This is a genomic window from Pseudomonas sp. LB3P93 (assembly GCF_054898025.1).
Map to the genome: position 1 here is coordinate 1,390,698 of NZ_CM142713.1, position 25,813 is coordinate 1,416,510.

General features: G+C 60.3%; 25 protein-coding genes. 12 read left to right on the forward strand and 13 right to left on the reverse strand.

The window, feature by feature from the left end:
- Window positions 1-129 precede the first annotated feature (129 nt).
- The 4 genes from ACYZT8_RS06105 to ACYZT8_RS06120 all read right to left on the reverse strand — a co-directional run bounded on the left by ACYZT8_RS06105 (window position 130) and on the right by ACYZT8_RS06120 (window position 6,443).
- Window positions 130-1,818 (reverse strand): ATP-dependent DNA ligase, encoded by a 1,689-nt coding sequence (locus ACYZT8_RS06105; RefSeq protein ID WP_461979978.1) that lies wholly within the window; start codon window positions 1,816-1,818, stop codon window positions 130-132.
- Window positions 1,815-2,849 carry a ligase-associated DNA damage response exonuclease gene (locus ACYZT8_RS06110; protein ID WP_461979979.1) on the reverse strand — a complete coding sequence of 345 codons (1,035 nt, stop codon included), beginning with the start codon at window positions 2,847-2,849 and terminating at the stop codon, window positions 1,815-1,817. The genes ACYZT8_RS06105 and ACYZT8_RS06110 overlap by 4 nt, the downstream gene beginning before the upstream one ends.
- 224 nt (window positions 2,850-3,073) lie before the next feature.
- On the reverse strand, window positions 3,074-5,524 hold the full coding sequence (locus ACYZT8_RS06115; protein ID WP_461979980.1) for a penicillin acylase family protein: 2,451 nt from the start codon (window positions 5,522-5,524) through the stop codon (window positions 3,074-3,076).
- A 274-nt stretch (window positions 5,525-5,798) separates the two neighbouring features.
- The gene (locus ACYZT8_RS06120; RefSeq protein ID WP_461979981.1) at window positions 5,799-6,443 is read right to left on the reverse strand and encodes a glutathione binding-like protein; all 645 of its coding nucleotides are present in this window, start codon (window positions 6,441-6,443) and stop codon (window positions 5,799-5,801) included.
- A 146-nt stretch (window positions 6,444-6,589) separates the two neighbouring features.
- Between ACYZT8_RS06120 and ACYZT8_RS06125 the strand changes: the two genes are divergently transcribed.
- Entirely contained in the window at window positions 6,590-7,147 is a 558-nt protein-coding gene (locus tag ACYZT8_RS06125; RefSeq protein ID WP_461979982.1) for a cysteine hydrolase family protein, read from the forward strand.
- Between the two features lie 201 nt (window positions 7,148-7,348).
- Here ACYZT8_RS06125 and ACYZT8_RS06130 read toward each other — a convergent pair whose 3' ends face one another.
- From ACYZT8_RS06130 to ACYZT8_RS06145, 4 genes are read right to left on the reverse strand one after another with little or no spacing between them, the layout of a single operon-like run.
- Entirely contained in the window at window positions 7,349-7,558 is a 210-nt protein-coding gene (locus tag ACYZT8_RS06130; protein ID WP_007906737.1) for an SEC-C metal-binding domain-containing protein, read from the reverse strand.
- The gene (locus ACYZT8_RS06135) at window positions 7,555-8,049 is read right to left on the reverse strand and encodes an LEA/WHy family protein (RefSeq protein WP_461979983.1); all 495 of its coding nucleotides are present in this window, start codon (window positions 8,047-8,049) and stop codon (window positions 7,555-7,557) included. The genes ACYZT8_RS06130 and ACYZT8_RS06135 overlap by 4 nt, the downstream gene beginning before the upstream one ends.
- Window positions 8,050-8,095: 46 nt before the next feature.
- Window positions 8,096-8,572 (reverse strand): YchJ family protein, encoded by a 477-nt coding sequence (locus tag ACYZT8_RS06140; RefSeq protein ID WP_461979984.1) that lies wholly within the window; start codon window positions 8,570-8,572, stop codon window positions 8,096-8,098.
- A 4-nt stretch (window positions 8,573-8,576) separates the two neighbouring features.
- Entirely contained in the window at window positions 8,577-9,074 is a 498-nt protein-coding gene (locus ACYZT8_RS06145; RefSeq protein WP_461979985.1) for a DUF6231 family protein, read from the reverse strand.
- 189 nt (window positions 9,075-9,263) lie between these two features.
- Between ACYZT8_RS06145 and ACYZT8_RS06150 the strand changes: the two genes are divergently transcribed.
- From ACYZT8_RS06150 to ACYZT8_RS06165, 4 genes are all read left to right on the forward strand, one after another.
- A complete protein-coding gene (locus ACYZT8_RS06150; protein ID WP_461979986.1) occupies window positions 9,264-9,959 on the forward strand; it encodes an OmpA family protein in 696 nt (231 codons plus the stop codon).
- A 90-nt stretch (window positions 9,960-10,049) separates the two neighbouring features.
- The gene (locus tag ACYZT8_RS06155; protein ID WP_461979987.1) at window positions 10,050-10,763 is read left to right on the forward strand and encodes an OmpA family protein; all 714 of its coding nucleotides are present in this window, start codon (window positions 10,050-10,052) and stop codon (window positions 10,761-10,763) included.
- A gap of 146 nt (window positions 10,764-10,909) precedes the next feature.
- A complete protein-coding gene (locus ACYZT8_RS06160; RefSeq protein WP_461979988.1) occupies window positions 10,910-11,188 on the forward strand; it encodes a DUF1145 domain-containing protein in 279 nt (92 codons plus the stop codon).
- Window positions 11,181-11,939, forward strand: coding sequence for a collagen-like triple helix repeat-containing protein (locus tag ACYZT8_RS06165; RefSeq protein ID WP_461979989.1), 759 nt, complete (start codon window positions 11,181-11,183; stop codon window positions 11,937-11,939). The genes ACYZT8_RS06160 and ACYZT8_RS06165 overlap by 8 nt, the downstream gene beginning before the upstream one ends.
- Window positions 11,940-12,048: 109 nt before the next feature.
- Here ACYZT8_RS06165 and ACYZT8_RS06170 read toward each other — a convergent pair whose 3' ends face one another.
- The gene (locus tag ACYZT8_RS06170) at window positions 12,049-12,507 is read right to left on the reverse strand and encodes a CopD family protein (RefSeq protein WP_461979990.1); all 459 of its coding nucleotides are present in this window, start codon (window positions 12,505-12,507) and stop codon (window positions 12,049-12,051) included.
- 99 nt (window positions 12,508-12,606) lie between these two features.
- Between ACYZT8_RS06170 and dinG the strand changes: the two genes are divergently transcribed.
- The 5 genes from dinG to pdxH all read left to right on the forward strand — a co-directional run bounded on the left by dinG (window position 12,607) and on the right by pdxH (window position 20,650).
- A complete protein-coding gene (gene dinG, locus ACYZT8_RS06175; protein WP_017336806.1) occupies window positions 12,607-14,751 on the forward strand; it encodes an ATP-dependent DNA helicase DinG in 2,145 nt (714 codons plus the stop codon).
- A 94-nt stretch (window positions 14,752-14,845) separates the two neighbouring features.
- On the forward strand, window positions 14,846-17,356 hold the full coding sequence (locus ACYZT8_RS06180) for a beta-galactosidase (protein WP_461979991.1): 2,511 nt from the start codon (window positions 14,846-14,848) through the stop codon (window positions 17,354-17,356).
- Between the two features lie 231 nt (window positions 17,357-17,587).
- A complete protein-coding gene (locus tag ACYZT8_RS06185; protein WP_461982378.1) occupies window positions 17,588-18,733 on the forward strand; it encodes a serine hydrolase domain-containing protein in 1,146 nt (381 codons plus the stop codon).
- A 114-nt stretch (window positions 18,734-18,847) separates the two neighbouring features.
- Window positions 18,848-19,978: an OmpA family protein gene (locus tag ACYZT8_RS06190; protein WP_461979992.1), complete on the forward strand. Its 1,131-nt coding sequence runs from the start codon at window positions 18,848-18,850 to the stop codon at window positions 19,976-19,978.
- A gap of 24 nt (window positions 19,979-20,002) precedes the next feature.
- Entirely contained in the window at window positions 20,003-20,650 is a 648-nt protein-coding gene (gene pdxH, locus ACYZT8_RS06195; protein ID WP_461979993.1) for a pyridoxamine 5'-phosphate oxidase, read from the forward strand.
- Window positions 20,651-20,655: 5 nt separating this feature from the next.
- Here the strand turns inward: pdxH and ACYZT8_RS06200 are convergent, their stop codons facing one another.
- Entirely contained in the window at window positions 20,656-20,892 is a 237-nt protein-coding gene (locus ACYZT8_RS06200) for a hypothetical protein (protein ID WP_461979994.1), read from the reverse strand.
- A gap of 165 nt (window positions 20,893-21,057) precedes the next feature.
- On the opposite strand from ACYZT8_RS06200, the gene ACYZT8_RS06205 reads away from it, so the two are divergent.
- Window positions 21,058-21,522: an outer membrane lipoprotein gene (locus ACYZT8_RS06205; protein ID WP_461979995.1), complete on the forward strand. Its 465-nt coding sequence runs from the start codon at window positions 21,058-21,060 to the stop codon at window positions 21,520-21,522.
- A gap of 98 nt (window positions 21,523-21,620) precedes the next feature.
- On the opposite strand, the gene ACYZT8_RS06210 is transcribed toward ACYZT8_RS06205, so the two are convergent.
- The 3 genes from ACYZT8_RS06210 to nhaA form a co-directional block, all read right to left on the reverse strand.
- Complete coding sequence (locus ACYZT8_RS06210) at window positions 21,621-21,923, reverse strand: colicin E3-like toxin immunity protein (protein WP_461982380.1); 303 nt, start codon at window positions 21,921-21,923, stop codon at window positions 21,621-21,623.
- Window positions 21,883-23,109, reverse strand: a complete 1,227-nt coding sequence (locus ACYZT8_RS06215) for a colicin E3/pyocin S6 family cytotoxin (protein WP_461979996.1) — start codon at window positions 23,107-23,109, stop codon at window positions 21,883-21,885. The genes ACYZT8_RS06210 and ACYZT8_RS06215 overlap by 41 nt, the downstream gene beginning before the upstream one ends.
- A gap of 120 nt (window positions 23,110-23,229) precedes the next feature.
- Window positions 23,230-24,417: a Na+/H+ antiporter NhaA gene (gene nhaA / locus ACYZT8_RS06220; RefSeq protein ID WP_461979997.1), complete on the reverse strand. Its 1,188-nt coding sequence runs from the start codon at window positions 24,415-24,417 to the stop codon at window positions 23,230-23,232.
- Between the two features lie 247 nt (window positions 24,418-24,664).
- Here nhaA and ACYZT8_RS06225 point away from each other — a divergent pair, with 247 nt between their 5' ends.
- Window positions 24,665-25,762, forward strand: a complete 1,098-nt coding sequence (locus ACYZT8_RS06225) for a PLP-dependent cysteine synthase family protein (protein ID WP_461982382.1) — start codon at window positions 24,665-24,667, stop codon at window positions 25,760-25,762.
- Window positions 25,763-25,813 lie beyond the last annotated feature (51 nt).

Here is a 25,813-nt window from a genome sequence, read left to right on the forward strand (position 1 = left end):
GAGTCCCGAACAAGCGTTTTAAAAGGTGATTCAAGAAATGGCAATCGGGGATTTGTGCACGAAATCGGGCGTCGGAAAATTGCTGCACCATCATGGTTCAGGATGGCACAAAAAACTGTGGGAGCGAGGTCAGCCCAGCAAATCTTGCAGTGTTGCGAGGTTGTCAGCTTCTTCCACCGATTTGTCCTGTCGCCACCTCAACATCCTCGGAAACCGCACGGCAATCCCGCTCTTGTGGCGCTTCGACAAAGCAATGCCTTCAAACCCCAGCTCAAACACCAGGCTCGGTTTCACACTGCTTACCGGCCCGAATTTCTCCACCGTGGTCTTGCGCACAATGCTGTCGACCTGGCGCATTTCTTCGTCGGTCAGCCCTGAATAGGCTTTGGCGAACGGCACCAGCGTTCGTTCACTGGCGTCGGGTGGGCCGTCCCAGACGGCGAAGGTGTAATCACTGTAGAGATTCGCCCGGCGACCATGGCCGCGCTGGGCATAAATCAGCACTGCATCGACGCTGAAGGGGTCGACTTTCCATTTCCACCAGACGCCCATGTCCTTGGTCCGACCGACGCCATACAGCGCATCCCGAGCCTTGAGCATCATGCCTTCGACACCGAGGCTGCGAGAGGCTTCGCGTTGTCTGGCGAGGTCGAACCAGTCTTGGCCGGTGAGCACTGGCGAGGCGAGTAACACCGGGTTGTTGCAGGTCGTGATGAGCTGATCCAGTTGAGCGCGGCGCCTGGCCTGAGGCTGACTGCGCCAGTCCTCGCCTTGCCATTCCAGCAAGTCGTAGGCGAGGACCACCACCGGCACTTCTTCGAGAATTTTTTTGTCGAGGGTTTTACGGCCAATCCGTTGCTGCAACAGCGCGAACGGCAGCACGGCGGGAGAGGCCGGCGATTGCGGGTCAAAGGCATCGTCGGTGTTTGGTCGTGCGGATTTCCAGGCGACGATTTCACCATCGATCACCGTACCGTCAGGCAGGCTGTGCAACAGACTGTCGAGTTCAGGAAAGCGCTCGGTCACCAGTTCTTCGCCGCGCGACCAGATCCAAAGCCGACCGTCACGCTTGACCACTTGGGCGCGAATCCCATCCCACTTCCATTCCACTTGCCACTGGCTCGCCGGCCCGAGCACGTTTTCGAATTGCTCGACCGGTTGCGCCAAGGCATGGGCCAGGAAAAACGGGTAAGGCTGGCCACCGCGCTGGGCATGTTCGTCGGCCGATTCGGCCGCGATCAATTTCAGATAACTGGCAGCACTCGGACGATTGGACAGGTCGGTGTACCCGACCAATCGCTGGGCCACCCGTTTGCTGTCGATCCCGGCCATGGCCGCCAAGGCGCGCGTCACCAGGAGCTTGGAGACGCCGACGCGAAAACTGCCGGTAATGAGTTTGATGCAGAGCATCAGGCTGTGACGGTCCAGTTGCGCCCAGAGCGCAGGCAATCGCTCGGCGAGGACTTCCGGGGATTCACCGCGCAGTGGCAGCAATTTGTCTTCAATCCATACCGCCAGCCCGTCGGTGGAGCTGTGTTGGGCCTCGGGCAGGACCAGCGAAATGGTTTCCGCCAGATCGCCAACCGCCTGGTAACTCTCTTCGAACAGCCAGGGCTGAAGGCCGGAATACGCGACCGCCAACTCACGCAGCACGCGCACCGGCACCAACTGCCGAGGTCGCCCACCGGACAAAAAGTACACCGCCCATGCGGCGTCTTCGGGTGCAGCGTGGGCAAAGTAGGACTGCATGGCGGCCAGTTTGGCGTTGCTTGACGTGGTGGCGTCGAGTTCGGCGTACAGCTCGGCGAAGGCCTTCATGGCGTCACCTCGGCGCTGTCGGTTTCGACGGCGGCGTTGTCTTCCTCATCGTCGCCGTATTCGGTGCTGAACCCCATGGCGTCAAGGCCCTGTTCGCGCAGATGACGCACCAGCACCCCGACGGAACCATGGGTGACCATCACCCGTTCGGCGCCGGTCTGCTCGATGGCCCAGAGCAGGCCGGGCCAGTCGGCGTGATCGGACAAGACAAAGCCACGGTCCACACCGCGTCTGCGCCGCGTGCCACGCAAGCGCATCCAGCCACTGGCGAAGCCATCGCTGTAATCGCCAAAGCGGCGCATCCAGGTGCTGGCGCCCGCCGACGGTGGGGCGATGACCAGCGCCTTGCGCATCATCGGGTCACTCTTCAGGACATCGCCGGCATAGATCGTCGGCGGTATAAAAACGCCACTCTCGCGATAAACCCGGTTCAACGGTTCCACCGCGCCATGCACCAAAATGGGGCCGAGGCTGGCGTCGATGCCGTGAAGAATTCGTTGGGCCTTGCCGAAGGAATAGCAGAACAGGACGCTGGTTTTGTCGGCGGCGGCATTGGCCTGCCACCACTGATTGATCTCGGCAAAAATCTGCGCCTGGGGTTGCCAGCGGTAAATCGGCAGGCCGAAAGTCGACTCAGTGATAAAGGTATGGCAACGCACAGGTTCGAACGGCGCACAGGTGCCGTCGGGTTCGATTTTGTAATCCCCCGAGGCAACCCAGACTTCACCGCCGTATTCCAGACGCACCTGGGCGGAGCCTAAGACATGGCCGGCAGGATGAAAACTCAGGGTGACGCCGTGGTGCTGCAAGCGCTCGCCATAGGGCAGGGGTTGCAGGTTGATGTCCTGGCCCAGTCGCGCGCGCAAAATCCCTTCGCCGGGGGCCGCCGCCAGATAATGCTGGTTGCCGGTGCGGGCATGGTCGCCGTGAGCGTGGGTGATCACTGAACGTTCGACCGGCCGCCACGGGTCGATATAGAAATCGCCGGCGGGGCAGTACAAACCTTCAGGACGCGCGATAACAAGATCCATGTTGTTACCAAAATGGAGGGACTTGTTAGGTATGAGGTTTGCGCGAAGGCAGAAGTTCTATTGATTTTTTGAAGCTTGACGATTGTTCCCACGCTCCGCGTGGTAACGCCTCAAGGGACGCTCCGCGTCCAGTGACGCGGAGCGTCACGGGCTGCATTCCCACGCAGAGCGTGGGAACGATCAGTACGGGTGAAATATTTCCCCGTGTGGGAGCGGCGGTGACCTTATTTACCGGGTGTGAGGGTCAACCGCGTTTTGCCGTACACCTTGTCAAAGTTCTGCGGTTGCATCGGCAGGCTCATGTATTGCCCCTTCAGCCATGGATCAATGCTATCGAGATAATTCGGGCTCGCCGGGTTGCCGGACTGGCCGGTGCTGTTCTGCCCCATCAGCGGTTCCGCCTGGCTGAAATCAACGATAAAGCGCATGGCCGGGGCCAGCGTGGTGTTGAAGTCCTGACCCCAGGTGAACGCCGCGGTGTTCAGCGTGGTGTGATCGCCCCCGGCCGCCAACGGTCCGCGAACGGTCTGGCCGCTGGCGTTCTTCCATTCGTAGCGGTGCAATTTGCCCCACTGCCAGGCTTTGTGATCGCCACCCAATTGACTGTCGCCGGCGCTGATCGCCGCCGCCAGGCTGCGGGCGAGGATCGCTGGTTTGTCTTCTTTCTGCGGCGTGCGGGCGTCATCCCAGAACGGACTGTCCTCACGGCCCAGCAGGTGATCGGCTTGAGCCGCGTAGGACAACTTGCCGTTGGCAATAAAGGCTTTCCACGCCGGGCTGCTTTCCGGGCCCAGTTCGTCGAGGAAAATCTGTTTGGTGCTTTCCTGCAAGAACAACTCGTAGATCGCCGCGTCCGCGGAAGTCGGGCTGAGTTTGCCGTCGAACGCCATCAAGCGGGTGTAGGCCTCGCGAGCCTTGCCGCGATCAGACACCGGCAGCGCTTCAATGGCCTGTTTGAGCGGCTGGGACATGCCCGGTGCTTCAAACATTTTCTTCAGTTTGGCGGCGAACGTCGTGGTCTGGTCGTATTGCATCGCGATCACGCTGCGCGTGTCGTGTTTGCCCACACCCGCCAGTTCGGCCAGGCGTTCGCCACGCTCCGGCGCCGACCAGGAATTGGACAGCTGCATGCCGTAGCCATGGGGAATGACCCGCTGGTTGGCGGTGCCGAGCCAGCCTTGGGCCGGGTCCTGGTCATACGGATGGAGCATCGGGTCGGCGTAACCGTCCCAATCGTAACGACCTTCCCAACCCGGCGACGGCAGCAGGCCTTCACCTTCGCGACGGTTCGGGTAACGCCCGGTGACTTGCCAGCCGATGTTGCTGGCGTCAGCGAACACCAGGTTCAAGGCAATGGCGCGGATTTCACGGCTGGCGTCCGAGGCTTTCTCGACGGTCTGGGCCCGGGACAGGTCGAAAAACGCGTCCAGGGTTTTGTCGTCCGTGAAGTTCGGCGTCTGCAAGGCCAGGCCGAAGCCATTGGCCAGCGTCGTGCCTTGGGCGCTGTTGAGCAGAGGGCCGTGGCGGGTTTCGTACACGACTTCGCGAATCGGCCGCTGGCCTTTGACGAAGTAGGTTTCGTTACGCACGATTGCCGGCTGCCATTTGCCGCCGACTTCATACGTGAGGCCGTTGCCCTGGCGTTTGATTTTTTCCAGGAACAGGTCCTGGTTGTCGCCCATGACCGAAGTCATGCTCCACGCCACTTTGCCGTTGAAACCGCCGAGCACCATGGGCAAACCGGCGATCGTCACGCCAGAGGCCTGGTATTTCGGCGCGCGAATCTGCACGTAACTGAATAACGACGGCACGCCCAACGGGCCATGACTGTCGCTGGCCAGCAGGCTTTTGCCACTGCGGCTGCGTTGCGGGCCGATGGCCCAGTTGTTCGACGAGGTGGCGCCCAACAGATTGAGGTCGGACAGTTGCCCGGTGGCTTTACTGATTTCAGCCAGGCCCGGGATTGCTCCGTTGAGCTTGATGCCCTGAAGTTTATCGGCTTCACCCAGCGGCAGTTTTTCGTCGGGAGCGGACGGCGTCAGCCACCCGAGTTTGTCGGTGGTGACGGTCTGGGCCAGCATCAGCGCGGCGATTTCTTCCGGCAGGTTGGCGGACTGGCTGAAATTCAGCAGGCAGAAAATCAGCGCAGAATCTTCCGGTTGCCAGTATTCAGGCTTGTAACCGGAGGCCATGAGGTCGGCCGGCAGTTTGTCGCGGTAGCGGAACAGGTAGGCGTTGACGCCGCGCGCATAAACTTCGATGAAACGCTTGAGACGTGGCGAAGACGCCTTGTACAGCTCGCCGGCGCTTTTCTTCAGGTTGACGGCGCGCATGTAGCGGTCGGCGTCCAGCAGGTCGGAACCGGACATCTCCGACAAACGGCCCTGGGCCAACAGGCGCAGGGTGACCATTTGCGTGATGCGGTCGCTGGCGTGGACGTAGCCGAGGGCGAACAGGGCGTCGTGGAAGCTGTTGCTTTCGATCAGCGGCATGCCCATGGCATTGCGGCGCACCGAAACGTTCTGCGCCAGGCCCTTGAGCGGCTGTACGCCGGTGGTTGGCGGGAGGGTGTCCTGGGTGTTCCAGGTCTGACAACCGGTCAGGCTCAAAACACCGGCCACTGCTGCGGCAACGCCGAACCGGGGAAGAAAATGTGTAAGGGCTGGCGAGGCCATGGCAAAGCTCCTGCGGGGGTAGAGGCGCAATAAAGGCGCTACGTTAGAGAGCAGGAGGAGGGCGCGCAAGCGGGGTATCAGGTTATTTCAGGATTTGTCCGATAAACCAGAGGCCGGCATGGCTCTTGTGGCGAGGGAGCTTGCTCCCGCTGGTCTGCGGAGCAGACCCAAAAGCCTTCACCGCGTTTTAACAATAAGATTGCGGTTGCAGGATTTGCGACTGCTGCGCAGCCGAGCGGGAGCAAGCTCCCTCGCCACAGAGTTAGCATCGGGGTCAGGGTTTGGGTGGATTGACCTTGGCCGCCAAGGCATAGGCTTTTACGGTCGCCGGACGGTTCTGGATGTGGTTGAACCAGCGCAGCACATTCGGGAAATCTTCCAGGTTTTGGCTCTGCCACTTGTGGGAAACGATCCACGGGTAAATCGCCATGTCGGCAATGCTGTATTCACTGCCTGCGACAAACTCATGGTTGGCCAGTTGCTTGTCCAGAACCCCGTACAGGCGCGCCGTTTCATCGATATAGCGCTTGATCGCGTAAGGGATCTTCTCGGGCGCGAACTGGCTGAAATGATGGTTTTGTCCGGCCATCGGCCCGAGGCCGCCCATCTGCCAGAACAGCCATTGCAGCGCTTGCTGGCGACCGCGCAGGTCTTTGGGCAGGAACTTGCCGGTCTTCTCCGCCAGGTACAGCAAAATCGCCCCCGACTCGAACACCGACAACGGCTCACCACCATCGACGGGCTCATTGTCGACGATGGCAGGGATTCTGTTGTTCGGGGAGATTTTCAGAAAGTGCGGCTGGAACTGCTCGTTCTGGCTGATGTTGATCGGGTGCACGTTGTACGGCAGGCCGGCTTCTTCCAGAAAAATCGAGATTTTGTGGCCGTTGGGGGTGGTCCAGTAATACAGGTCGATCATGAAGTACTCCACATCAAGAGACGTCGATAGGGTCGGACAGCGACCGCGGGCATCAGGTCGTCCTGTTTGCGTTCGATGGCTTGCCTGTAAGAGGAGGTGATGCTGAAGTGCGTGAAATTCAATGACCTTGTGTGGGAAAAGTCGGCATGGAGCTAAAGACCAACGCAGCACTGATCATCATCGACCAACAAAAAGGCATCCTGCACCCCAGACTCGGTCGCCGAAATAATCCTCAGGCCGAAGAACGAATTCTTGATTTGCTCGCGTATTGGCGTCGAACCGTGCGGCCGGTGATTCATGTGCAGCACCTGTCCCGCTCACCGGATTCAGTGTTCTGGCCGCAGCAATCGGGTGTGGAGATTCAGGAACGTTTTCAGCCATTGGCCGGCGAGCAGCTGATTTCCAAACAGGTGCCGGATGCGTTTTGTGCGACGGGGCTGGAGGCGAGTTTGCGCGAGGCGGGGATCGAGCAATTGATCATCGTCGGCGTTGCGACCAACAACTCGGTGGAGTCCACGGCGCGAACGGCCGGGAATCTGGGGTTTGAGGCGTGGGTGGTGGAGGATGCGTGCTTTACGTTCGACAAGGCTGATTATTTTGGCAATGCGCATTCAGCTGAAGAAGTGCATGCGATGTCGCTGGGGAATTTGCACGGGGAATATGCGACGGTCGTGAGCACCGCACAGATTTTGAACGCTGACTGAATTCCCTGTGGGAGCGAGCTTGCTCGTGATGGCGGTGTAACTGACACGTTGATAGTGAATGTGCCGCAGTCATCGCGAGCAAGCTCGCTCCCACAGAGATTTGCAATGGCCCCAAAGTTTGGTGCTCGCGCAATTCAAATGTGGGAGCGAGCCTGTTCGCGATAGCAATTCAACCGGCGAAGAAGATCTTCGCCAGAAGCATCAAGCGCCGTGGCACTTCTTGAATTTCTTGCCGTTGCCGCATGGGCAAGGGTCGTTGCGGCCGACGTCTTTCAGGGCGTTGCGCACCGGCTCCTGGTGAGCGTGGCCGCAGTTCGGGCCGTGGACATGGCCATGGTCGTGATCATGGTGGTCGTGATGGTCATGATCGTGGTTGCAGTCAGGGCCATGGACATGGGGTTGCTGGGTCATCGGGTTTTCTCCGGAATTAAATCGGCGGGGATTATCACGCCATTGCGCGCCAGGTGCACGTAATGCGCGATGAATAAACCGGTTTCCAGTTCACCTTCCAGACGATAGGGGATCGGTTGATCGGGTTTTTTCAGCATTTTCACCAGATCCCGCACCTTGGGCCACAGGTTGGTGCGGATCGGTACTTTGAAATAGGCGCTGCGCTTGGGACCGACCGTGAACCAGTGTTCGTGCTCGCCTTCGGCCAGCAACATGTCGCCCAGATGAATGCGGTATTCGAGGCCACGTACTGTCAGGTCGCTGTCGTTGGGGTTGTCGACGCGAAAGTGCAGGATGAATTTCTGCTCCAGCAACTTGGCCCGAACCACTTCGACCTTGGCCAGATGCACCTGCGGATCCGGCAGATCGTCACCGAACCAGGACGCGCAGCCGCCGAGCCCCAGAAAGAGCATCGAGATGAGCCAGTAAAGTGCAACGCGCCGGGTGATCATGGTCGTGTTTCTCCCTTGAACCCCAGTCTAGCCCTTTGCAATCACCTCACACGCCGAAATACCCCGCACAACACTTCTTGAACTTCTGCCCGCTGGCGCACGGGCACGCATCGTTGCGACCAGCCTTGAGTTGCACGGTGGGGTCGATGAAGTACCAGTGCCCGGCGTTCTGCACGAACGAGGAGCGCTCGCGGTGGCTGTGTTCACCGCCACCGTCATGCCAGCGTGCGGTGAACGTGACGAACGCGTGTTCTGGCTGACCGCCGAAGACCTCGGAGCTTTCCACCTCAAGACCCAGCCAGGTACTTTGCGCACTCCAGTCGCTGATGGACTGACGATCCAGGCCGGACTGTTGGGCGGGCAGGGTGGTCCCCACCAGATAGTCGATCAGCCCCAGCACATAGGCGCTGTAGCGCGAGCGCATCAAGGCTTCGGCACAGGGCGCCGGATGTCCGGCATGGTAATGGCCGCAGCAGGCATCAAGCAGGGTGCCGCTGCCGCAAGGGCAAATGGATGTACTCATTGCGTTACCACCAATATTTCCCGAAGTTTTCCGGATTGGCCCAGAATCGCGAGTTGAGCCAGTCGGGTACCTGTTTATAGTCAAGCAGATCATAGGTGAACAGCGTCAGCACTTGTTCGTCGCGCTGGAAACGTTCACTGGCTTGCAAGGCCAGGGAAAAGAAATCCGTCTCCTGCCAACCGCTCGCCGGCAAGTCCGCCAGCACCGCAATGCGACTGGCGTTCAGATTACGGATCCCGCCTAACAAATTCAGACCGTCGCGCTTTGGCAGGTGTTCAAGGCAATCGACCACCAGCGCCAGGTCAAACCGCCGTGCCGCCAGTTCGGCAGGCAGCGGCCCGGGCTCAGCAAGGGCAATGCAACAATCCGGATGCGCCAGCTTGAATGCCTCAAGCGCGGGAAATTCGCTGGCGCCGATCAACAACAGGCGCGCGGGGGCGTATCGATCAAGCAAAGCGGCCAACGCCTGCTGGGGCGTGCGCGAAGAAATACCTGCAATCATCAGAGATCCTCAATCAGAGCACCAAGACTAGCCTGCCCGAACGCTCGGGCCTAGAGCGGGTTTCCCGCAAAATCGGCGAACTACCGTGAACACGGGGCAAAACAGCGGTGGCCTATTGCTGGCGGAGATTAAAACTCCGGTCTTTACTCCCTGAATCGGTTCTAAGCCGATCCCTCAGGAGAAAACTAGATGAGCATAGTTCGGACAGCATTACCCTTGGTTCTGCTAACCAGTGTGTTGACTGGTTGCGCAGGTTTGCAGAAAACCGACTGGCCGACCTGTGCGGCGGTCGGCGGTGTCATCGGTGCCGGTCTCGGTGCGACCGAGAGTTCGGCATGGGCGGGGTATGGCGCGCTGGTCGTCGGCGGTACGGCCGCAGCGTATTGCTGGGTGCATGGCGATGGCGACGAAGACGGCGATGGTGTGCCGGACAGTCGCGACAAGTGCCCGGGTACGCCTAGAGGCGTGAAGGTCGATGCTGACGGTTGCCCTCCACCGGTGCCTGCGCCAGTGGTCGAAGAAGCCGTGGTGGTCAAGGAAGAAGTCATTGTCATCCGCGATGTTCACTTCCAGTTCGACAAAGCCACACTCACTCCTTCTGATAAAGATGTACTCAACACAATCGCTACTCGCCTGAAACAGGAAGCCAGTACCGCCCAGTTGACCGTGACCGGTCACACCGACAGCGTGGGCAGTGATGCCTACAACCAGAAACTGTCGGATCGTCGTGCGCACTCGGTGGTGGAATACCTGATTTCCCAAGGCGTGCCACGCAGCAGCTTCGTGTCTGTGGCCGGTGCCGGTGAAAGCCAGCCAGTCGCCGATAACAAAACCGCTGACGGTCGTGCGCAGAACCGTCGTACTGAAATCAAAATCAACCGCTAGGCCCCATCCGCTCCGCGGCTTGTGCAGTCGCGGATGCGGGTCTTTACTCCTGTGTAACCGGTATGGGCCGGTGACACAGGAGCTTTCCATATGAGCGTTCTCACACGGACCGTCTTGCCGGTTCTGCTAATAGGCAGCCTGTTGACCGGCTGCGCAACCCACAGCGATGGCACCGCCCCCCTCAATCAACGTACCTGGCCAATCTGCAGCGTCATCGGCGGACTGGTCGGCGGAGGCTTGGGCGCAATTGAAAGTGCCGGCTGGGCAGGCGGTGGGGCAGCGCTCGGTATCTTGGCCGGTGGCTTGATCTGTTACGCCCAGGATGGCGATGAGGACGACGATGGTGTCTTCGATCGACGTGATCGTTGCCCCGATACACCCGCCAACACACCTGTCGAACATCACGGTTGTCCGCTACCGCAATATCCGGCCAGCGTGAAACCTGTCGAAGTGGTGCAACCCGAAGTCATCACACTGCCCGGCGACGTACTGTTTGCATTCAACAAGTCTGACCTGACGCCCGGTGCGCGCAGTCAGCTGGATGCGCTGATGGGCAAACTGCAGAACGCCGATGTGGTGAGCATCAAGGTGATCGGCCACACCGACAGCGTGGGTTCGGATGAATACAACCAGGCACTCTCGGAGCGCCGCGCCAGCAGCGTGGCGGCCTATCTGTTGAGCCAGGGGCTGGCGCCGGACAAACTCACCAGTGAAGGCAAGGGCGAAAGCCAGCCGGTAGCCGACAACGAAACGGATGAAGGACGCGCGAAAAACCGTCGGGTGGAGTTGCACATCAATCGCTAAACCGCGAACTAGAGCCGTCGGACGATATTTCGATTGATCCGACGGCCATTCGGCGGCCTTCATGAAGAATTTTCTGTTGCCCTCTGGCTTATCCCTCGCGGAAGCCGTTACTGTGCGCGCAAAGAATAATTCTCAACGGGGGGCGTATGAAGGTGATCTGGGGGCTGGGGAAGTTATTGACCCTGCTGTTCTGGCTGGTGGTGCTGGTCAATCTGCTGATGCCGTTCGTCAACCCGCTGCACCAGTTGGTCGATCTGGCCGGCGGTGTGTTGGCATCCCTTCATCTTCTTGAGGCGGTGTTCTGTTTCCGCAGCCTCAGAGGTCGCGCCCACCCATGGCGTGATCGCTTGAAGATCCTGTTTTTCGGCGTATTCCACCTGCAAACCCTCCCGGCTCCGACCGTATCGAAGGCTTCCCATGCGTAAACTCTGTCTGCTCGCCGCACTCATCAGCCCATTGGCCTGCGCACAGGTGGTCAGTGTCGAAACCAATTCGTTGATGCGCCTGCCCAACACTACCAGCACCTTGCAACTCGAACGCCTGGAAGTCGCCGATTACGGCACCTTGTTGATTCCTTCGAACGTGACTGAAGTGACCGTCGGCGAATTGCATCTGGGTCGTGAGGCGCGGATTGCCATCGTGCCGAGTGAACAGGCACTGGAATTGAAAGTCAGCCGGGCCGAGTTGTCCGAAGGCAGCCAGATCACCGCTCGGGGGGCGCCGGGGACTTACCTCAAGGCTGCCCGTTCGGGGCGCAACCTGAATTTGCAGATCAAGGCACTGAATGCGCCGCAGTTGTCGGTGGACGCTCGCGGTGGCGCGGGCGCGCCAGGTTTTGTCGGTCTCGACGGGGCCAACGGTCAGGCACCGGGTTGCACTTGGGGCCAGGCGGGGCGCGGTGCCGATGGCAGCAATGGCAGTGATGGTCAGCCAGGGGCGCCAGGTGCGCTGGTCAGGCTGGAAGTGCCACGTGATTATCCCGTGGAACAGATCAAGGTTCAGGTGGCGGGCGGTGCCGGTGGCGTTGCGGGGCCCGGCGGTAAACCGGGTGCCGGTGGCAAGGCCAAGGGCTGTCTGGTCTACGAGGCTGATGGCGGAAAAAGCGGCCGCCCTGGTGTGGATGGCCAGCCGGGACCTGCGGGCGCGACGGGTTCTGTGACCGTTCAAAGGTTGTAAGAACTGTCCGATAGTTCCCACGCTCTGCGTGGGAATTCAGCCCGTGACGCTCCGCGTCACTGGACGCGGAGCGTCCCTTGAGGCATTCCCACGCAGAGCGTGGGAACGATCACGGTCTGGCCGCAGCAATCGCCACCAGCACCAACCCGACAATCAGATTGATCCCCACCAATTTGCGAATCTTCCCAAGCGTCGCGGCCCCGGTCGGCCAATCCTGTGCCGCCACCGCCGTGCGCAACTCCGGCAGCAGTAGCGCCTGAATTCGGATAAACAGTGCGGTCATCACCACGTACAACCCCATCATCACCTGCACGTACCGTGGCGCGGCCTCAAATCCGGCGTATTGCAGATGAATCATGCCCACCCCGCTGATCGGCAACAGCACTACCGCGATCCAGACCCAGCGGAAAAAACCTTGAAACACTTCCACCCACAGCTTCAACCGCGCGGGACCTTCCAGGGCCTTCATCGCCGCGGGCCGCAAGACCATCCAGGCGAAAAACATACCGCCGACCCACACCAGGGCGGACAGGACATGCAGGGTGTAAACGATGCCAAAAGGTGTCATTGAGGTACTCCGTTCTGCGCGGGATTAATTAGCGGGGTATGATAGCGGCCGAACCGAACCACTGAAAATTTATCCAGCGTTTTTTGCGCCCGACAAACCATGATCAGCACCGAACTCAAAACCACGATCCAGGGCGCCTACTCGCGTTTTCTTGAAGCCAAGAGCCTCAAACCGCGCTACGGCCAACGCCTGATGATCGCCGAAATTGCCAAAGTCCTCGGTGACATCGACACCGACGACGAAGGCCGGCGCAGTGGCGACCCCGCGATAGTCGCGGTGGAAGCCGGCACCGGTACCGGCAAAACCGTGGCCTACAGCCTGGCGGCGATCCCCACCGCCAAGGCGGCCGGCAAACGCCTGGTGATTGCCACGGCCACCGTGGCCCTGCAAGAGCAGATCGTCTACAAGGACTTGCCCGACCTGATGCGTAACAGCGGGCTGAATTTCAGCTTCGCCCTGGCCAAGGGTCGCGGGCGCTACATGTGCCTGTCCAAGCTCGACATGTTGCTCCAGGAAGGTCACGCGCAAACCGCCACGGCGCAGCTGTTCGAAGAAGAAGGTTTCAAGATCGAGGTCGATGAGGCCAGTCAAAAGCTGTTCACCAGCATGATCGAGAAGCTGGCCGGCAATAAATGGGACGGCGACCGCGACAGTTGGTCCACCGCCCTCGAAGACGCCGACTGGGCGCGCCTGACCACCGATCACAGCCAGTGCACCAACCGTCATTGCCCGAACTTCGGCCAGTGCGCCTTCTACAAGGCCCGCGAAGGCATGGGCAAGGTTGATGTGATCGTCACCAACCACGACATGGTCCTGGCCGATCTGGCCCTGGGCGGCGGCGCGGTGCTGCCGGACCCGCGCGACACCATCTACGTGTTCGACGAAGGCCATCACCTGCCGGACAAGGCCATCGGCCACTTCGCCCACTACACACGCCTGCGTTCCACTGCCGACTGGCTGGAAACCACCGCCAAGAACCTCACCAAACTGCTGGCCCAGCATCCATTGCCGGGCGATCTGGGCAAGTTGATCGAGCAGGTGCCGGAACTGGCCCGCGAGATCAAGACCCAGCAGCAGTTCATGTTCAGCGCGTGTGAGCAGGTTGCCGATTTCAAACCCGGCGAAGACGTCGAAGGCCGCGAGCGGCCGCGTCACCGTTTCGTCGGCGGGGTGATTCCCGAGCACATGCGCGAGATGGGCGTCGAGCTGAAAAAGGGCTTTGCCCGCCTCACCGACCTGTTCACCCGGCTCACCGAACTGCTCAAGGAAGGCATGGACGGCGAGGTCAACATCGGCATTGCCAGTAATCAGGCTGAAGAGTGGTATCCGCTGTTTGGCAGCCTGTTGTCGCGCTCGTCGGGCAACTGGGAATTGTGGGTCGCGTTCACCGCTGAAGACCCGGAAGACAACCCGCCCATGGCCCGTTGGCTGACGTTGGCTGAAAGCGGTTCGCTGTTCGACATCGAGGTCAACGCCAGCCCGATCCTCGCGGCGGAAATGCTCCGTCGCAATCTGTGGAACGTGGCTTACGGCGCGCTGGTGACCTCGGCGACCCTGACCGCACTCGGCACGTTTGACCGCTTCCGCATGCGTGCCGGCCTGCCGAAAAAAGCCGTGACCGCCGTGGTCCCGAGCCCGTTCCATCACGCCGACGCCGGTGTGCTGCGAGTGCCGGACTTGAAAGCCGATCCCCGTGATGCACCGGCGCACACCGCGGCGATCATCCGTGATCTGCCGCAACTGGTGGAAGGTTCGCGCGGCACCCTGGTGCTGTTCTCCTCGCGCAAACAGATGCAGGACGTGTTCGACGGCCTGGACCGCGACTGGCGCAAGCAAGTGTTCATTCAAGGCAACCTGTCGAAACAGGAAACCCTGAACAAGCACAAGGCGCGGGTCGATGGCGGAGACTCCAGCGTGCTGTTCGGCCTGGCGAGTTTTGCCGAAGGGGTCGACTTGCCCGGTGCGTATTGCGAGCACGTGGTGATCGCGAAGATTCCGTTCTCGGTGCCCGACGATCCTGTCGAAGCGGCGCTTGCCGAGTGGATCGAAGCCCGTGGCGGCAATCCGTTCATGGAAATCTCGGTGCCGGATGCCTCGCTGAAACTGGTCCAGGCCTGCGGTCGCTTACTGCGCACCGAAGAAGACCGCGGCACCATCACCCTGCTGGATCGGCGCCTGGTCACCCAGCGCTATGGCAAAGCAATCCTCAACGCATTGCCGCCATTCCGTCGCGAAATTTCCTGAAACACCGGTGGGCTTTTTAGTCCGCCGCGTTGTCTATCTTTCAGCCACCGATTTTCCATTGGCCCATTTGGTCGTTAGGGAGAACCACGTTCCTATGATTCGCCGTTCGTTGCCTGCTGTATTCGCCTTGATGTTCGCAGCCCCGTTGCTGGCAGCCCCTGCCGGCCAACAGACGCTGTTCAACTTTGTGCGCCCCGCCGATGTGGTTCAGGTGGCGACTCAGGATGCCAGCCTGCCGCAATCCAACGCGGAGCAAACGGCCGAAGGTGAAGTGTTGCGTCGGGTGACGTTCAACCCGGTGGCGCAACCGACTTTGCGTCTGACCCCGCAAACCGGCGCCTGGGACTGGTCGCAATCCGGCGTCATGAGCTTGCGGATCCAGAGCGCGATGGACTGGGCCGTAACCCTGTACGTGAAAATCCAGAGCAACGATGGCAAGACGCTGATCAGTCGTGTCGATTTGCCGGCCGGACCGGCGCAGACCCTGCTGGTGCCTCTGCAACCGAGTTCGCCGCTGAGCCTGGGCATGAAGGCCGGGCCGCCAATGCCGATGACGTTTGACGGCCAGCGCGTATTGCTGGCCAGCAGCGCCGGTGAGCTGGACCGCAGCCAAGTGGTGTCGGTCACGTTGTCGATGGATCAGCCGAAAGTGGCCCAAAGCATCTTGCTTGAACGCTTTGGCGTGCAGGACGGTGACGCGGTGACCAAGGCCGCTTATGGCGGCCTGGTGGACGCCTACGGTCAATCGACACGGGCCAAATGGCCGGAAAAAGTCAGTAGCGATGAGCAACTAAAAAGCGCCGCTGCCAAGGAACAGCAACAAACCAAAACCTGGCTCGCCGAGCGTGAGAAGTTATCCCTGGATAAATTTGGTGGCTGGAACAAGGGCCCGGTGTTCAAGGCCAGTGGCTTTTTCCGCACTGAAAAGCGTGACGGTCGCTGGTACCTGGTGACCCCGGAAGGGCATCCGTTCTATTCGCTGGGGGTCAACACCGTGACCCCGGACGTCAACCAGACCTACGTCGCCGGCCGCGAGTGGATGTTCGAATCCCTGCCAAAACCGGAAGAGCCGATGGCCAGCCACTTTGGCGAAGGTGACAACCGTGGCGGCAACGGCGCCGACCAGGGCCGTGGCTATAACGCCGGTCGCTGGTACGACTTCTATGGCGCTAACTTGCAGCGCCTGTATGGCGAACCTTGCGCGCTGGGCAGCGAAACCAAGGCGGGCGTCGCCGAAGCGGCCAAGGCTGACGCGGTTGAGGCCACGGCCGATAAGGCTGCTGAGCAACCGGTCGCACCGACGACTGCCGAATCCGGCGTCGCCGAAGCCGCCAAGACCGGCGCAGTCGAAGCCACCGTCGCGAAAGCTGTTGAGCAAGCCCCCGCCGAACCCTGCAAAGCGGTGGTTGATGAAAAACGCTGGGCCAGCCACACCCTGGACCGCCTGCAAGCCTGGGGTTTTAACACCGTCGGCAACTGGAGCGCCCCGGCGCTGGCCAATGCTGACCGCGTGCCGTACACCTTGCCGCTGTCGATCGTCGGTGATTACGCCAGCATCAGCACCGGCACCGACTGGTGGGGCGGCATGCCTGACCCGTTTGATCCGCGTTTCGCCATGGCCACCGAACGGGCCGTGGCCATCGCTGCCCGGGACCATCGCGACGACCCATGGCTGATCGGTTACTTCGCCGACAACGAACTGGCCTGGGCCGGCCCGGGTGATGATCCGAAAGCCCGTTACGCGTTGGCGTATGGCACCTTGAAAATGACCACTGACGTGCCGGCCAAACGTGCGTTCCTCAAGCAATTGCGTGACAAGTATCGCAACCAGGCCGGCCTTTCCAAGGCCTGGGGCATCGACTTGCCCGCCTGGGAACTGATGGAAGACCCGGGCTTCGTACCGCCGCTGCCAAGCGCCGAACATCCGGAAATCGAGGCCGATTTCAAATACTTCCAGAAGGTCTTCGCCGATACCTACTTCAAGACCCTCTCCGATTCGCTCAAGTGGCACGCGCCGAATCAGCTGTTGCTGGGCGGTCGCTTTGCCATCAGCACCCCGGAAGCCGTGGAGTCCTGCGCGCAGTACTGCGACGTGCTGAGCTTCAACATGTACACCCTGCAACCGCAAGACGGCTATGACTTCGCCAAATTGCGCAGCCTGGACAAACCGGTGCTGATCACCGAGTTCAACTTCGGCTCTGCCGATCGCGGCCCTTTCTGGGGCGGCGTCACGCAATTGGCCAAGGAAGAAGACCGTGGGCCGGCGTATGCCAACTTCCTCAAACAAGCGCTGAGCGAACCGTCGATTGTCGGGGTGCACTGGTTTCAATACCTTGATCAACCCGTGACTGGCCGTCTGCTGGATGGCGAGAACGGTCACTTTGGTCTGGTGGGCATTACCGATCTACCGTTCCAGGGTTTCGTCGACAGCGTGCGCAAGAGCAACCTGGCGACCGTCGATCAGTTGGGTAAAGAGGCCGAGAAGGCCAGGGCTGAAGCGGATAAGGCCAGCCATGAAAGCGAGGGCGGCAGAAAAGCTGACGCCGGCAAAGGTGCGGGGCAGGGTGCGGGTCATGCGGGCGGGCATTCCGCTAACGGCCATTAATCGCTGATATCCCTGTGGCGAGGGAGCTTGCTCCCGCTGGACTGCGCAGCAGTCCCTTTTTAGGGGCCGCTTCGCCCGAACGCGGACCGGCCCAGCGGGAGCAAGCTCCCTCGCCACAAAAGGTTTCTTATTAAATCTATGGACGGATACACCGCCCAGCCCGCACCTGTTCCCAAATCCCCCAAGGGCTGGAACAATGCGGACCACTTTGTAGAATTCGGGGAGTTGCGGGTGCAGATTCAGGGTCATTACGAGCTTAAGTTCGAAGCAGTACGCGAAGCTTTCGCAGTGCTGTTCGACGATCCTCAGGAACGTGGCGCGGCATTGTGTATTCGGGTCGGTGGCGAAACCGTCCTCGACCTCTGGGCCGGTACCGCCGACAAGGATGGCCTGGAAGCCTGGCACAGCGACACCATCGCCAACCTGTTCTCCTGCACCAAGACGTTTACCGCCGTCACAGCCCTGCAATTGGTGGCCGAGGGCAAGCTGCAACTGGATGCCCCGGTGGCTCGCTACTGGCCCGAATTCGCCGCCGCCGGTAAGGAATCCGTGACCTTGCGTCAGTTGCTCTGCCATCAGGCCGGCCTGCCGGCGTTGCGCGAGTTGCTGGCGCCCGAAGCGCTTTACGACTGGTACACCATGGTCGATGCCCTGGCCGCTGAAACGCCGTGGTGGACACCGGGCGAAGGCCACGGTTACGCGGCGATCACCTATGGCTGGCTGGTGGGCGAGTTGCTGCGTCGCGTCGACGGTCGTGGGCCGGGCGCGTCGATTGTGGCGCGGGTTGCGAAGCCTCTGGGGCTGGATTTCCACGTTGGCCTGGCGGACGAAGAGTTCCACCGCGTGGCGCACATCGCCCGTGGCAAGGGCAACGTTGGCGATGCTGCGGCCCAGCGCTTGCTGCAAGTGACCATGCGTGAGCCGACCGCCATGACCACCCGGGCCTTCACCAACCCGCCGTCGATCATGACCAGCACCAACAAACCCGAATGGCGCCGGATGCAACAACCGGCCGCCAATGGCCACGGTAACGCCCGTAGTCTTGCTGGTTTCTACGCCGGCCTGCTCGACGGCAGTCTGCTGGAAAGCGACATGCTCGAGGAGCTGACTCGCGAACACAGTATTGGCGAAGACAAGACTTTGTTGACCCGGACCCGTTTTGGCCTGGGTTGCATGCTCGATCAACCGGATGTTCCCAATGCGACCTACGGCCTCGGCCCACGGGCATTCGGCCACCCGGGCGCTGGCGGCTCCATCGGTTTCGCTGACCCGGAACACGATGTGGCCTTCGGTTTTGTGACAAATACCCTAGGGCCGTACGTCTTGATGGATCCGCGCGCGCAGAAACTTGCGCGGGTACTGGCCACTTGTCTGTAAAACGCACTCTCGGGCTCCAGGGCCGGAACCCGAAAGCTTTTATGGTTTCCAAGCGTCTGTTTATCCGGGTCACGCCGGCCTGATTTTTTATGACTTCATTTTTGTGGATATCCAATGTCATTCAATAAAACCACCCTTGCCTTGGCCCTGTGCGTCGCTATCACCGGTTGTGCACAGACTCCACAAAGTGATTCCGATGGCAGCAGCTGGTGGCCGTTCGGCTCCTCCGACAAAGTCGCCGCCAAAGATTCCGCCCCGGCACCGACTCCGGCCCCCGCTGCCGTGAAACCTGCCGCTCCCGCTCCAGTGGCAAAGGCTGAAAGCTCGAGCCCATGGTACTGGCCGTTCGGTTCCGATGAAGTGGCCGACAAAAAACCGGAAGTAAAACCTGAAGCCAAGCCTGTGGAAGCCGCCAAACCTGTGGAAGTGGCCAAGGCTGAAGCCGATGCCGGTGGCAAATGGTGGTGGCCGTTCGGTGGTAAAGAACAACCGACCGCCAAAGCCGTGCCGATGCCGGATCCTAAAGTCACTCAGGCCTGGCTCGACGATTACGAGCCGCGCCTGCGCGATGCGATCAAGGACAGCAACCTGAAACTTGAGCGCCGTGAAAACGTGTTGGTGGTCATCGCTCCGGTGGAAGGCTCGTTCAACCCGGACCGTCCGGCCATGTTGCTGCCGGTGACCCTCGGCCCGTTCACTCGCGTCGCGAAAATCCTTGAAGTCGATCCAAAGACTGCCGTGCTGGTGCTCGGCCACAGCGATACCTCGGGCGCCGCACCGGCCAACGTCAAACTGAGCCAGGAACGTGCTCAAGCCGTGGCCGCGATCTTCCGCCTCAGCGGTTTGCAGCGTGATCGTCTGATGCTGCGCGGCATGGGTGGCGAAGCTCCGCGTGCTGCCAACGACAGCAATGAAGGCCGCGCCTTGAACCGTCGTGTGGAACTGCTGGTCACTCCGCAAAACACCATGGTCGCGCTGCTGAGCAAGTACAACATGCCAGCGCCGGCGCCAGTGAAGTTGGTCGCTGCTCAGGACGTTAAGCCAGTGGTCAAGCCGGTTACTCCAGCGCCAGCCGCGAAGAAAGCGGCTGTGCCTGCTGCGAAAAAAGCCCCGGCCAAGAAAGCGGCCAAGGCTCCAGCCAAGAAAACACCGGCTAAAACGGCAACGCCTGCGAAAAAAACGGCGCCAGCCAAAGCCGCAGCGGCTGACAAGAAAGTCGTTGCCGCCGATGCGGACAAAAAGTAATTCGTTAACCAAAAGGAATGCGCCATGACCCAGGGCCTGGCTGATATGCGTCGCGACTACACCCGTGACGGCCTGACCGAGGCGCAAGCCCCGGCCGAGCCGTTCGGGCTGTTCCATCAGTGGTTTGCCGACGCGGTGAAAACCGAGCAACCGCCGGTGGAGGCCAATGCCATGACCCTGGCCACGGTCGATCAGGACGGTCGACCGCATTGCCGCATTCTGCTGCTCAAAGGCCTGGACGAAGAGGGTTTCACCTTCTTCACCAACTACGACAGCGCCAAAGGCCAGCATCTGGCGGCGAACCCGTTCGCTGCCATGACGTTTTTCTGGCCGACCCTGGAGCGTCAGGTGCGCATTGAAGGGCGAGTGGTGAAGGTCACGGCTGAAGAGTCCGACGCCTATTTCCAGGTCCGCCCGCTGGGCAGTCGCCTCGGTGCCTGGGCTTCGCCCCAGAGCCGAGTGATCGCCGATCGTGCTGAGCTGGAGGCGCTGCTCAAGAACACCGAACAACGCTTCAGCGACACTCAGCCGCACTGCCCGGAACACTGGGGCGGTTACCGCTTGCTACCCGAGCGCATCGAGTTCTGGCAAGGCCGTTCGAGCCGCCTGCACGATCGCCTCAACTACCGTCAGCAAGGCGCCGACTGGATTCTTGAACGTCTGGCACCTTAAGCAGTCTACCGATCGGGATAGCCCGCCGCAGCGGCTTCAAGCCACTGCGGCAGGTCCCGGCGCTTGATCTTCTGCGCCTGAGCGCTTGCCAGTTGCTCGAGCATGAACGCTTTTTTCTGCTCGTCGTTACCCGCCAGAGCCAACGCCAGATCGCGGTCCATCCAGCGTTTGATCCGTACGTACAGCCACCAATGGAAGTACAAACCGGCGACAGTGGTGACGACAATGATGAAGTAATCCATGAAAATCCTTGGGTCGGTGGCGCAGATTTTTCAATTTGCCGCTACTGTGTGGTGAGTCCGAGGCGCCTGTACCGGGCCTGAATGAAACCATTTTTATCCGGGCGATGCCGTGACAGGCGTCAAGCTGCGGAGTTTAATGAATACCTGTCCTTTGGAGTTGATGCTATGCGTAAGTCTGTTCTGCTGGTTGCTTCCTTTTCCACGATGGCGATGTTGCTCACTGGCTGCCAATCGAGCCTGACCGGTGACTCCTACTCCCGTGACGAAGCGCGTCGTGTGCAGACCGTTCGCATGGGCACCATCGAATCCCTGCGTCCGGTGAAAATCGAAGGCACCAAGACCCCGATCGGCGGCGCAGCAGGCGCAGTGGTCGGCGGTGTCGGCGGTAGCGCCATCGGCGGCGGTCGTGGCAGCATCGTCGCAGCGGTCATCGGCGCCGTCGCCGGCGGCCTGCTCGGTTCGGCCACCGAAGAAGGCCTGACCCGCACCCAGGGCGTCGAAATCACCGTGCGTGAAGATGACGGCAGCATTCGCGCCTATGTTCAGCAGGTTCAGGAGAATGAAGTGTTCCGTGTGGGTGAGCGGGTGCGGATTGCTACTGTGGATGGGACTAGCCGCGTTTCGCACTAAGCGAGAACGAGCGGTAAAAGAAAACCCCGACCGGGTGACTGGTTGGGGTTTTTTTGTGTCTGCTGCCTTTACCCATTGCCGCCAGCGTACTTGTTCGATTACCAATTTTCGCGGTAGTCAAAAGAGATTTGGTAGTCAGAATCGGTGATTTCAATCGTGTGGCGAAAGTAAGGTTGGATAATGGCGACCCATTGGCTACCAACATTAAAACCTCCGTTGTTGATGTTGTTCTCTACAGGGATTCCGAGAGCATTAAGTACTGATTCATCATCGCCCAAATCATCAGAGAACTCCTCGCCCTGAAAATTTTCCGTTCGCTTGTCAAACCATTCCAGCCTTAGTTTTAATCCCATCTTCGTCTCACAAGTACTTTTTAGGAATGTTTCGTTTAGATTGAGCATCGTCACGTCGCTCACCTGTTACAGGGTCAAACGCTCCCAGGTGGCTGCCATCACTTGCGCGGTACTCTTCCAACTCGCCATGCATAGAGTCCCACTCATAGATCTTTTTACCTTTCGCATCTGTCCACCGGGGTCTTAAACCACCACCTCCTTGTACAGGGTTCATTTTTTTGGCTGGTTTTAGGCCAGGAAACGCAACGATTTCTTCGGTCTTCGGTACTGGATGGTAGCTGTGACCTGCTGCAGGCAAACCTTTACGAGGAGTACTGAGAACAATATAAACCGGCTTCACCCCCGAATCCGCCGGAAACACCAGAATGAAATCCTTGTACTCAGGCGGATAAACCGGATTCACAATAATCCCGTCAGCCGCTTTCGTCGGCGGATAAACCCAAATATGCGGCGCTTGCGGTGCAGCTTCCAGCGCTGGAATCCCGAGAATGTCGGAACCATCCACAGCCGGTGTCCAGATCAGCTCAATCCCACCTCCCAGATACGCCACCTGCTGACTCTCGCGCAGTGTGAACTGCACAACATCAACCATTTCCCAATCGCGATTCTTGCCGGTGTAGAAACCGTAGCCCTTGAGGCTGCCGTCAGTCTGTTGTTCAACTCGCAGGCGAACGCGGGTCCTGGCCTGTTTCAGGGCGCGCAACTGATCTTCTGTATAAAGCGCACTGTCGCCCAGGCTTGGCGTCCAGAACAGCGCGACCACCGTGGCCAATGCGGCGGCACCACCCGCGCCGATTGCTGCGACCGGAGCAGCGAGCGTCGGGGCATTCAATGCAAGTCGGCCAATACCAAGCGAGACGGTACTGCCACTGATGGTTTCGAGATTCAGCAGCCCGGCATCGTCTGCTTCACGGGCGCCGAGCCAGGCGACTTCCCCGTAGTCCTTGAGGCCGTCGGTGGGCACCATGCCCGAAGGATTCGAGTAATCGATGATGGCGTCCGGCAGTTTGCAGGACTTGGCGAAGACGCATCCGGCACGAACGGACTTGTCCTTTTTTGCGACGACCTCACGGCTGCGCTCGAAGGCGTCTTCCCTGGCAAGCATGGAGTCGTAAGCATGTTGTCGGGCCTCACGCTCGGCCAGTTCGGTGGCCGTCATGAAGCGGTGAGTGACGTGATGTCCGTCGCCGGACGGCGGGTTTTTAACCCTGGGGATTTCCTTGTTGCCAGCCACTGATCTTCCTTGCGTTCGTACGTCGGCAGCCCCCAGAAAGGGACTGTGCGACGTTAACGAACGAGGTCAAACGTGGCTGTAGGACGAATCCTGAATGTCGTTAAGAGTGTTCTCTATCACTCAGGATGGCAGCGCGGTGCGCTTGCGACTCGCTGCCGCCGTCACCGCATAACCGATCAAGGCCGCCAGAATCGAACCGGTCAGAATGCCCATCCTGTCCATCCCGGCGTATTCGCTGACACCCGGCTCAAACGCCAGGGACCCGACAAACAAACTCATGGTGAAGCCGATTCCGCAGAGGATCGCCACACCCAGTACCTGGCCCCAGTTGGCACCTTGGGGCAGGGCGGCGATGCCGATTTTCACGGCCAGCCAGGTCAGGCCGAACACACCGAGGGTCTTGCCCAGCAGCAGGCCCACCGCGATGCCCATCGGCACATCGTGGGTGAAGCTCTCCATGGTCACGCCACTCAGGGACAGGCCGGCGTTGGCGAAGGCGAACAGCGGCAGGATGCCGTAGGCCACCCAGGGATGCAGGGCGTGTTCGAGGGTCAGCAGCGGCGACGGTTCGGCGTTTTTCGTGCGCAACGGAATGCAGAACGCCAGGGTCACACCGGCCAGTGTCGCGTGGACACCGCTCTTGAGCACGCAGACCCAGAGGATCAAGCCGATGATCATGTACGGCCCGAGCTTGACCACGCCGAGCCGGTTCATTGCGATCAACGCGACGATGCAGCTTGCGGCCAATGCCAGGGAAAGCGTCGACAACGTGCCGGAATAGAAGATCGCAATGACGATGATGGCGCCGAGGTCGTCGATGATCGCGAGGGTCATCAGGAACAGTTTCAGCGACACCGGCACGCGCTTGCCCAGCAGGGCGAGGACGCCGAGGGCGAAGGCGATGTCGGTGGCCATCGGGATGGCCCAGCCACTCAGGGCGGCCGGGTTGTCACGATTGAGAAACCAGTAGAGCAGCGCCGGAACCACCATGCCGCCAATCGCTGCCGCGCCGGGCAGGACGATCTGCGAAGGTTTCGACAGTTGACCGTCGAGGACTTCGCGCTTCACTTCCAGGCCGATCAGCAGGAAGAACAGCGCCATCAGGCCGTCGTTGATCCACAGCAGCGCCGGTTTGGCGATTTGCAGCGCCCCGACCTGCGCCACCACGGGCGTGTCCAGAAAGCTGCTGTAAAGCCACGACAACGGGGAGTTGTTGATGATCAAAGCCAGGGCTGCCGCAGCGATCAATAACAGACCGCTGGCAGCTTCCAACTGAAAGAAACGCGTGAAAGTGCTACGCAGAGGCAAGGTCGCTCTCCATCGAATAATCAAAAAGGTGGCACACCCTAACCCGTACCGTTAGTTGTTAAAACAAAAGTTATATTCTTTTTTGTTATATGCCGTTACAACGCGAAGGGCCGGCACGGACCTGAGCCTAGCAGTTGCCAGACGTATTGGGCCTCAGCTGTATCTGTGCGTGGCGTGGGATTTTTCCTAAGCTTATTGGCTGAGCCTTGCGACAAGGCCGACTCTTGTCCGATTCAACGAGAAAACCATCATGAGCGACAACCGACAGTGGGCCCGCGAAGCCATCCGGATCATCGAAGCCGACTTCCAGCGCAGCGCCGACACCCACCTGATCCCCTTGCCGCTGCCGGGTTTTCCGGGTATCGAGTTGTATTTCAAGGATGAGTCCAGCCACCCCACCGGCAGCCTCAAGCATCGGTTGGCGCGCTCGTTGTTCCTCTACGCCTTGTGTAACGGCTGGCTCAAACCCGGCGCGCCGGTGATTGAAGCGTCCAGTGGTTCGACGGCGATCTCCGAGGCGTACTTCGCCAGGTTGCTGGGGTTGCCGTTCATTGCGGTGATGCCGGCGACCACGTCCAAAGAGAAGATCGCGCAGATCGCTTTTTACGGCGGCAAGAGTCATCTGGTCGACGATCCGACGCAGATCTACGCCGAATCCGAGCGTCTGGCTCGCGAGCATGACGGGCATTTCATCGATCAGTTCACCTACGCCGAACGTGCCACCGACTGGCGGGCGAACAACAACATCGCCGAGTCGATCTTCCAGCAGATGCGTTTCGAGCGGCACCCGGAACCGAGCTGGCTGATTTCCAGCCCTGGCACCGGCGGCACCACCGCGACCCTCGGTCGATACGTGCGTTATCGCCAGCATTGCACCCGCGTGTTGTGCGCCGATGCCGAGCGTTCGGTGTTCTTCGATTACTACAAGACCGGCGATGCCATGCTGCGACTGGATCATGGTTCGCGGATTGAAGGCATTGGCCGGCCACGGGTCGAGGCTTCGTTTTTGCCCAAGGTGATTGATGCGATGGTCAAGGTGCCGGATGCGTTGTCGCTGGCGGCCATGCATTACCTGGCGCAGCACTTGGGTCGTCGTGTCGGCGGGTCGAGCGGGACCAATCTGATCGGCGCCTTGATGGCGGCGGGGCAGATGGCGGCAGCGGGGGAGTCGGGATCGATCGTGGCGATTCTGTGCGATGGCGGCGAGCGTTATGAGACCAGCTATTACGATCAGGACTGGCTGAAGGCCCAGGGGTACGAGTTGAGTGGGTTGATGGATGTTGTGGCGGCGAGTGTGGAGCGTGGAGAGCCGTTGCCGGATACCGTATTGCGCGCCAATATCTAAAATCTCTCAGACGCTGAAAGTCCTTGTGGGAGCCGGCGGTGCGGCGATCCG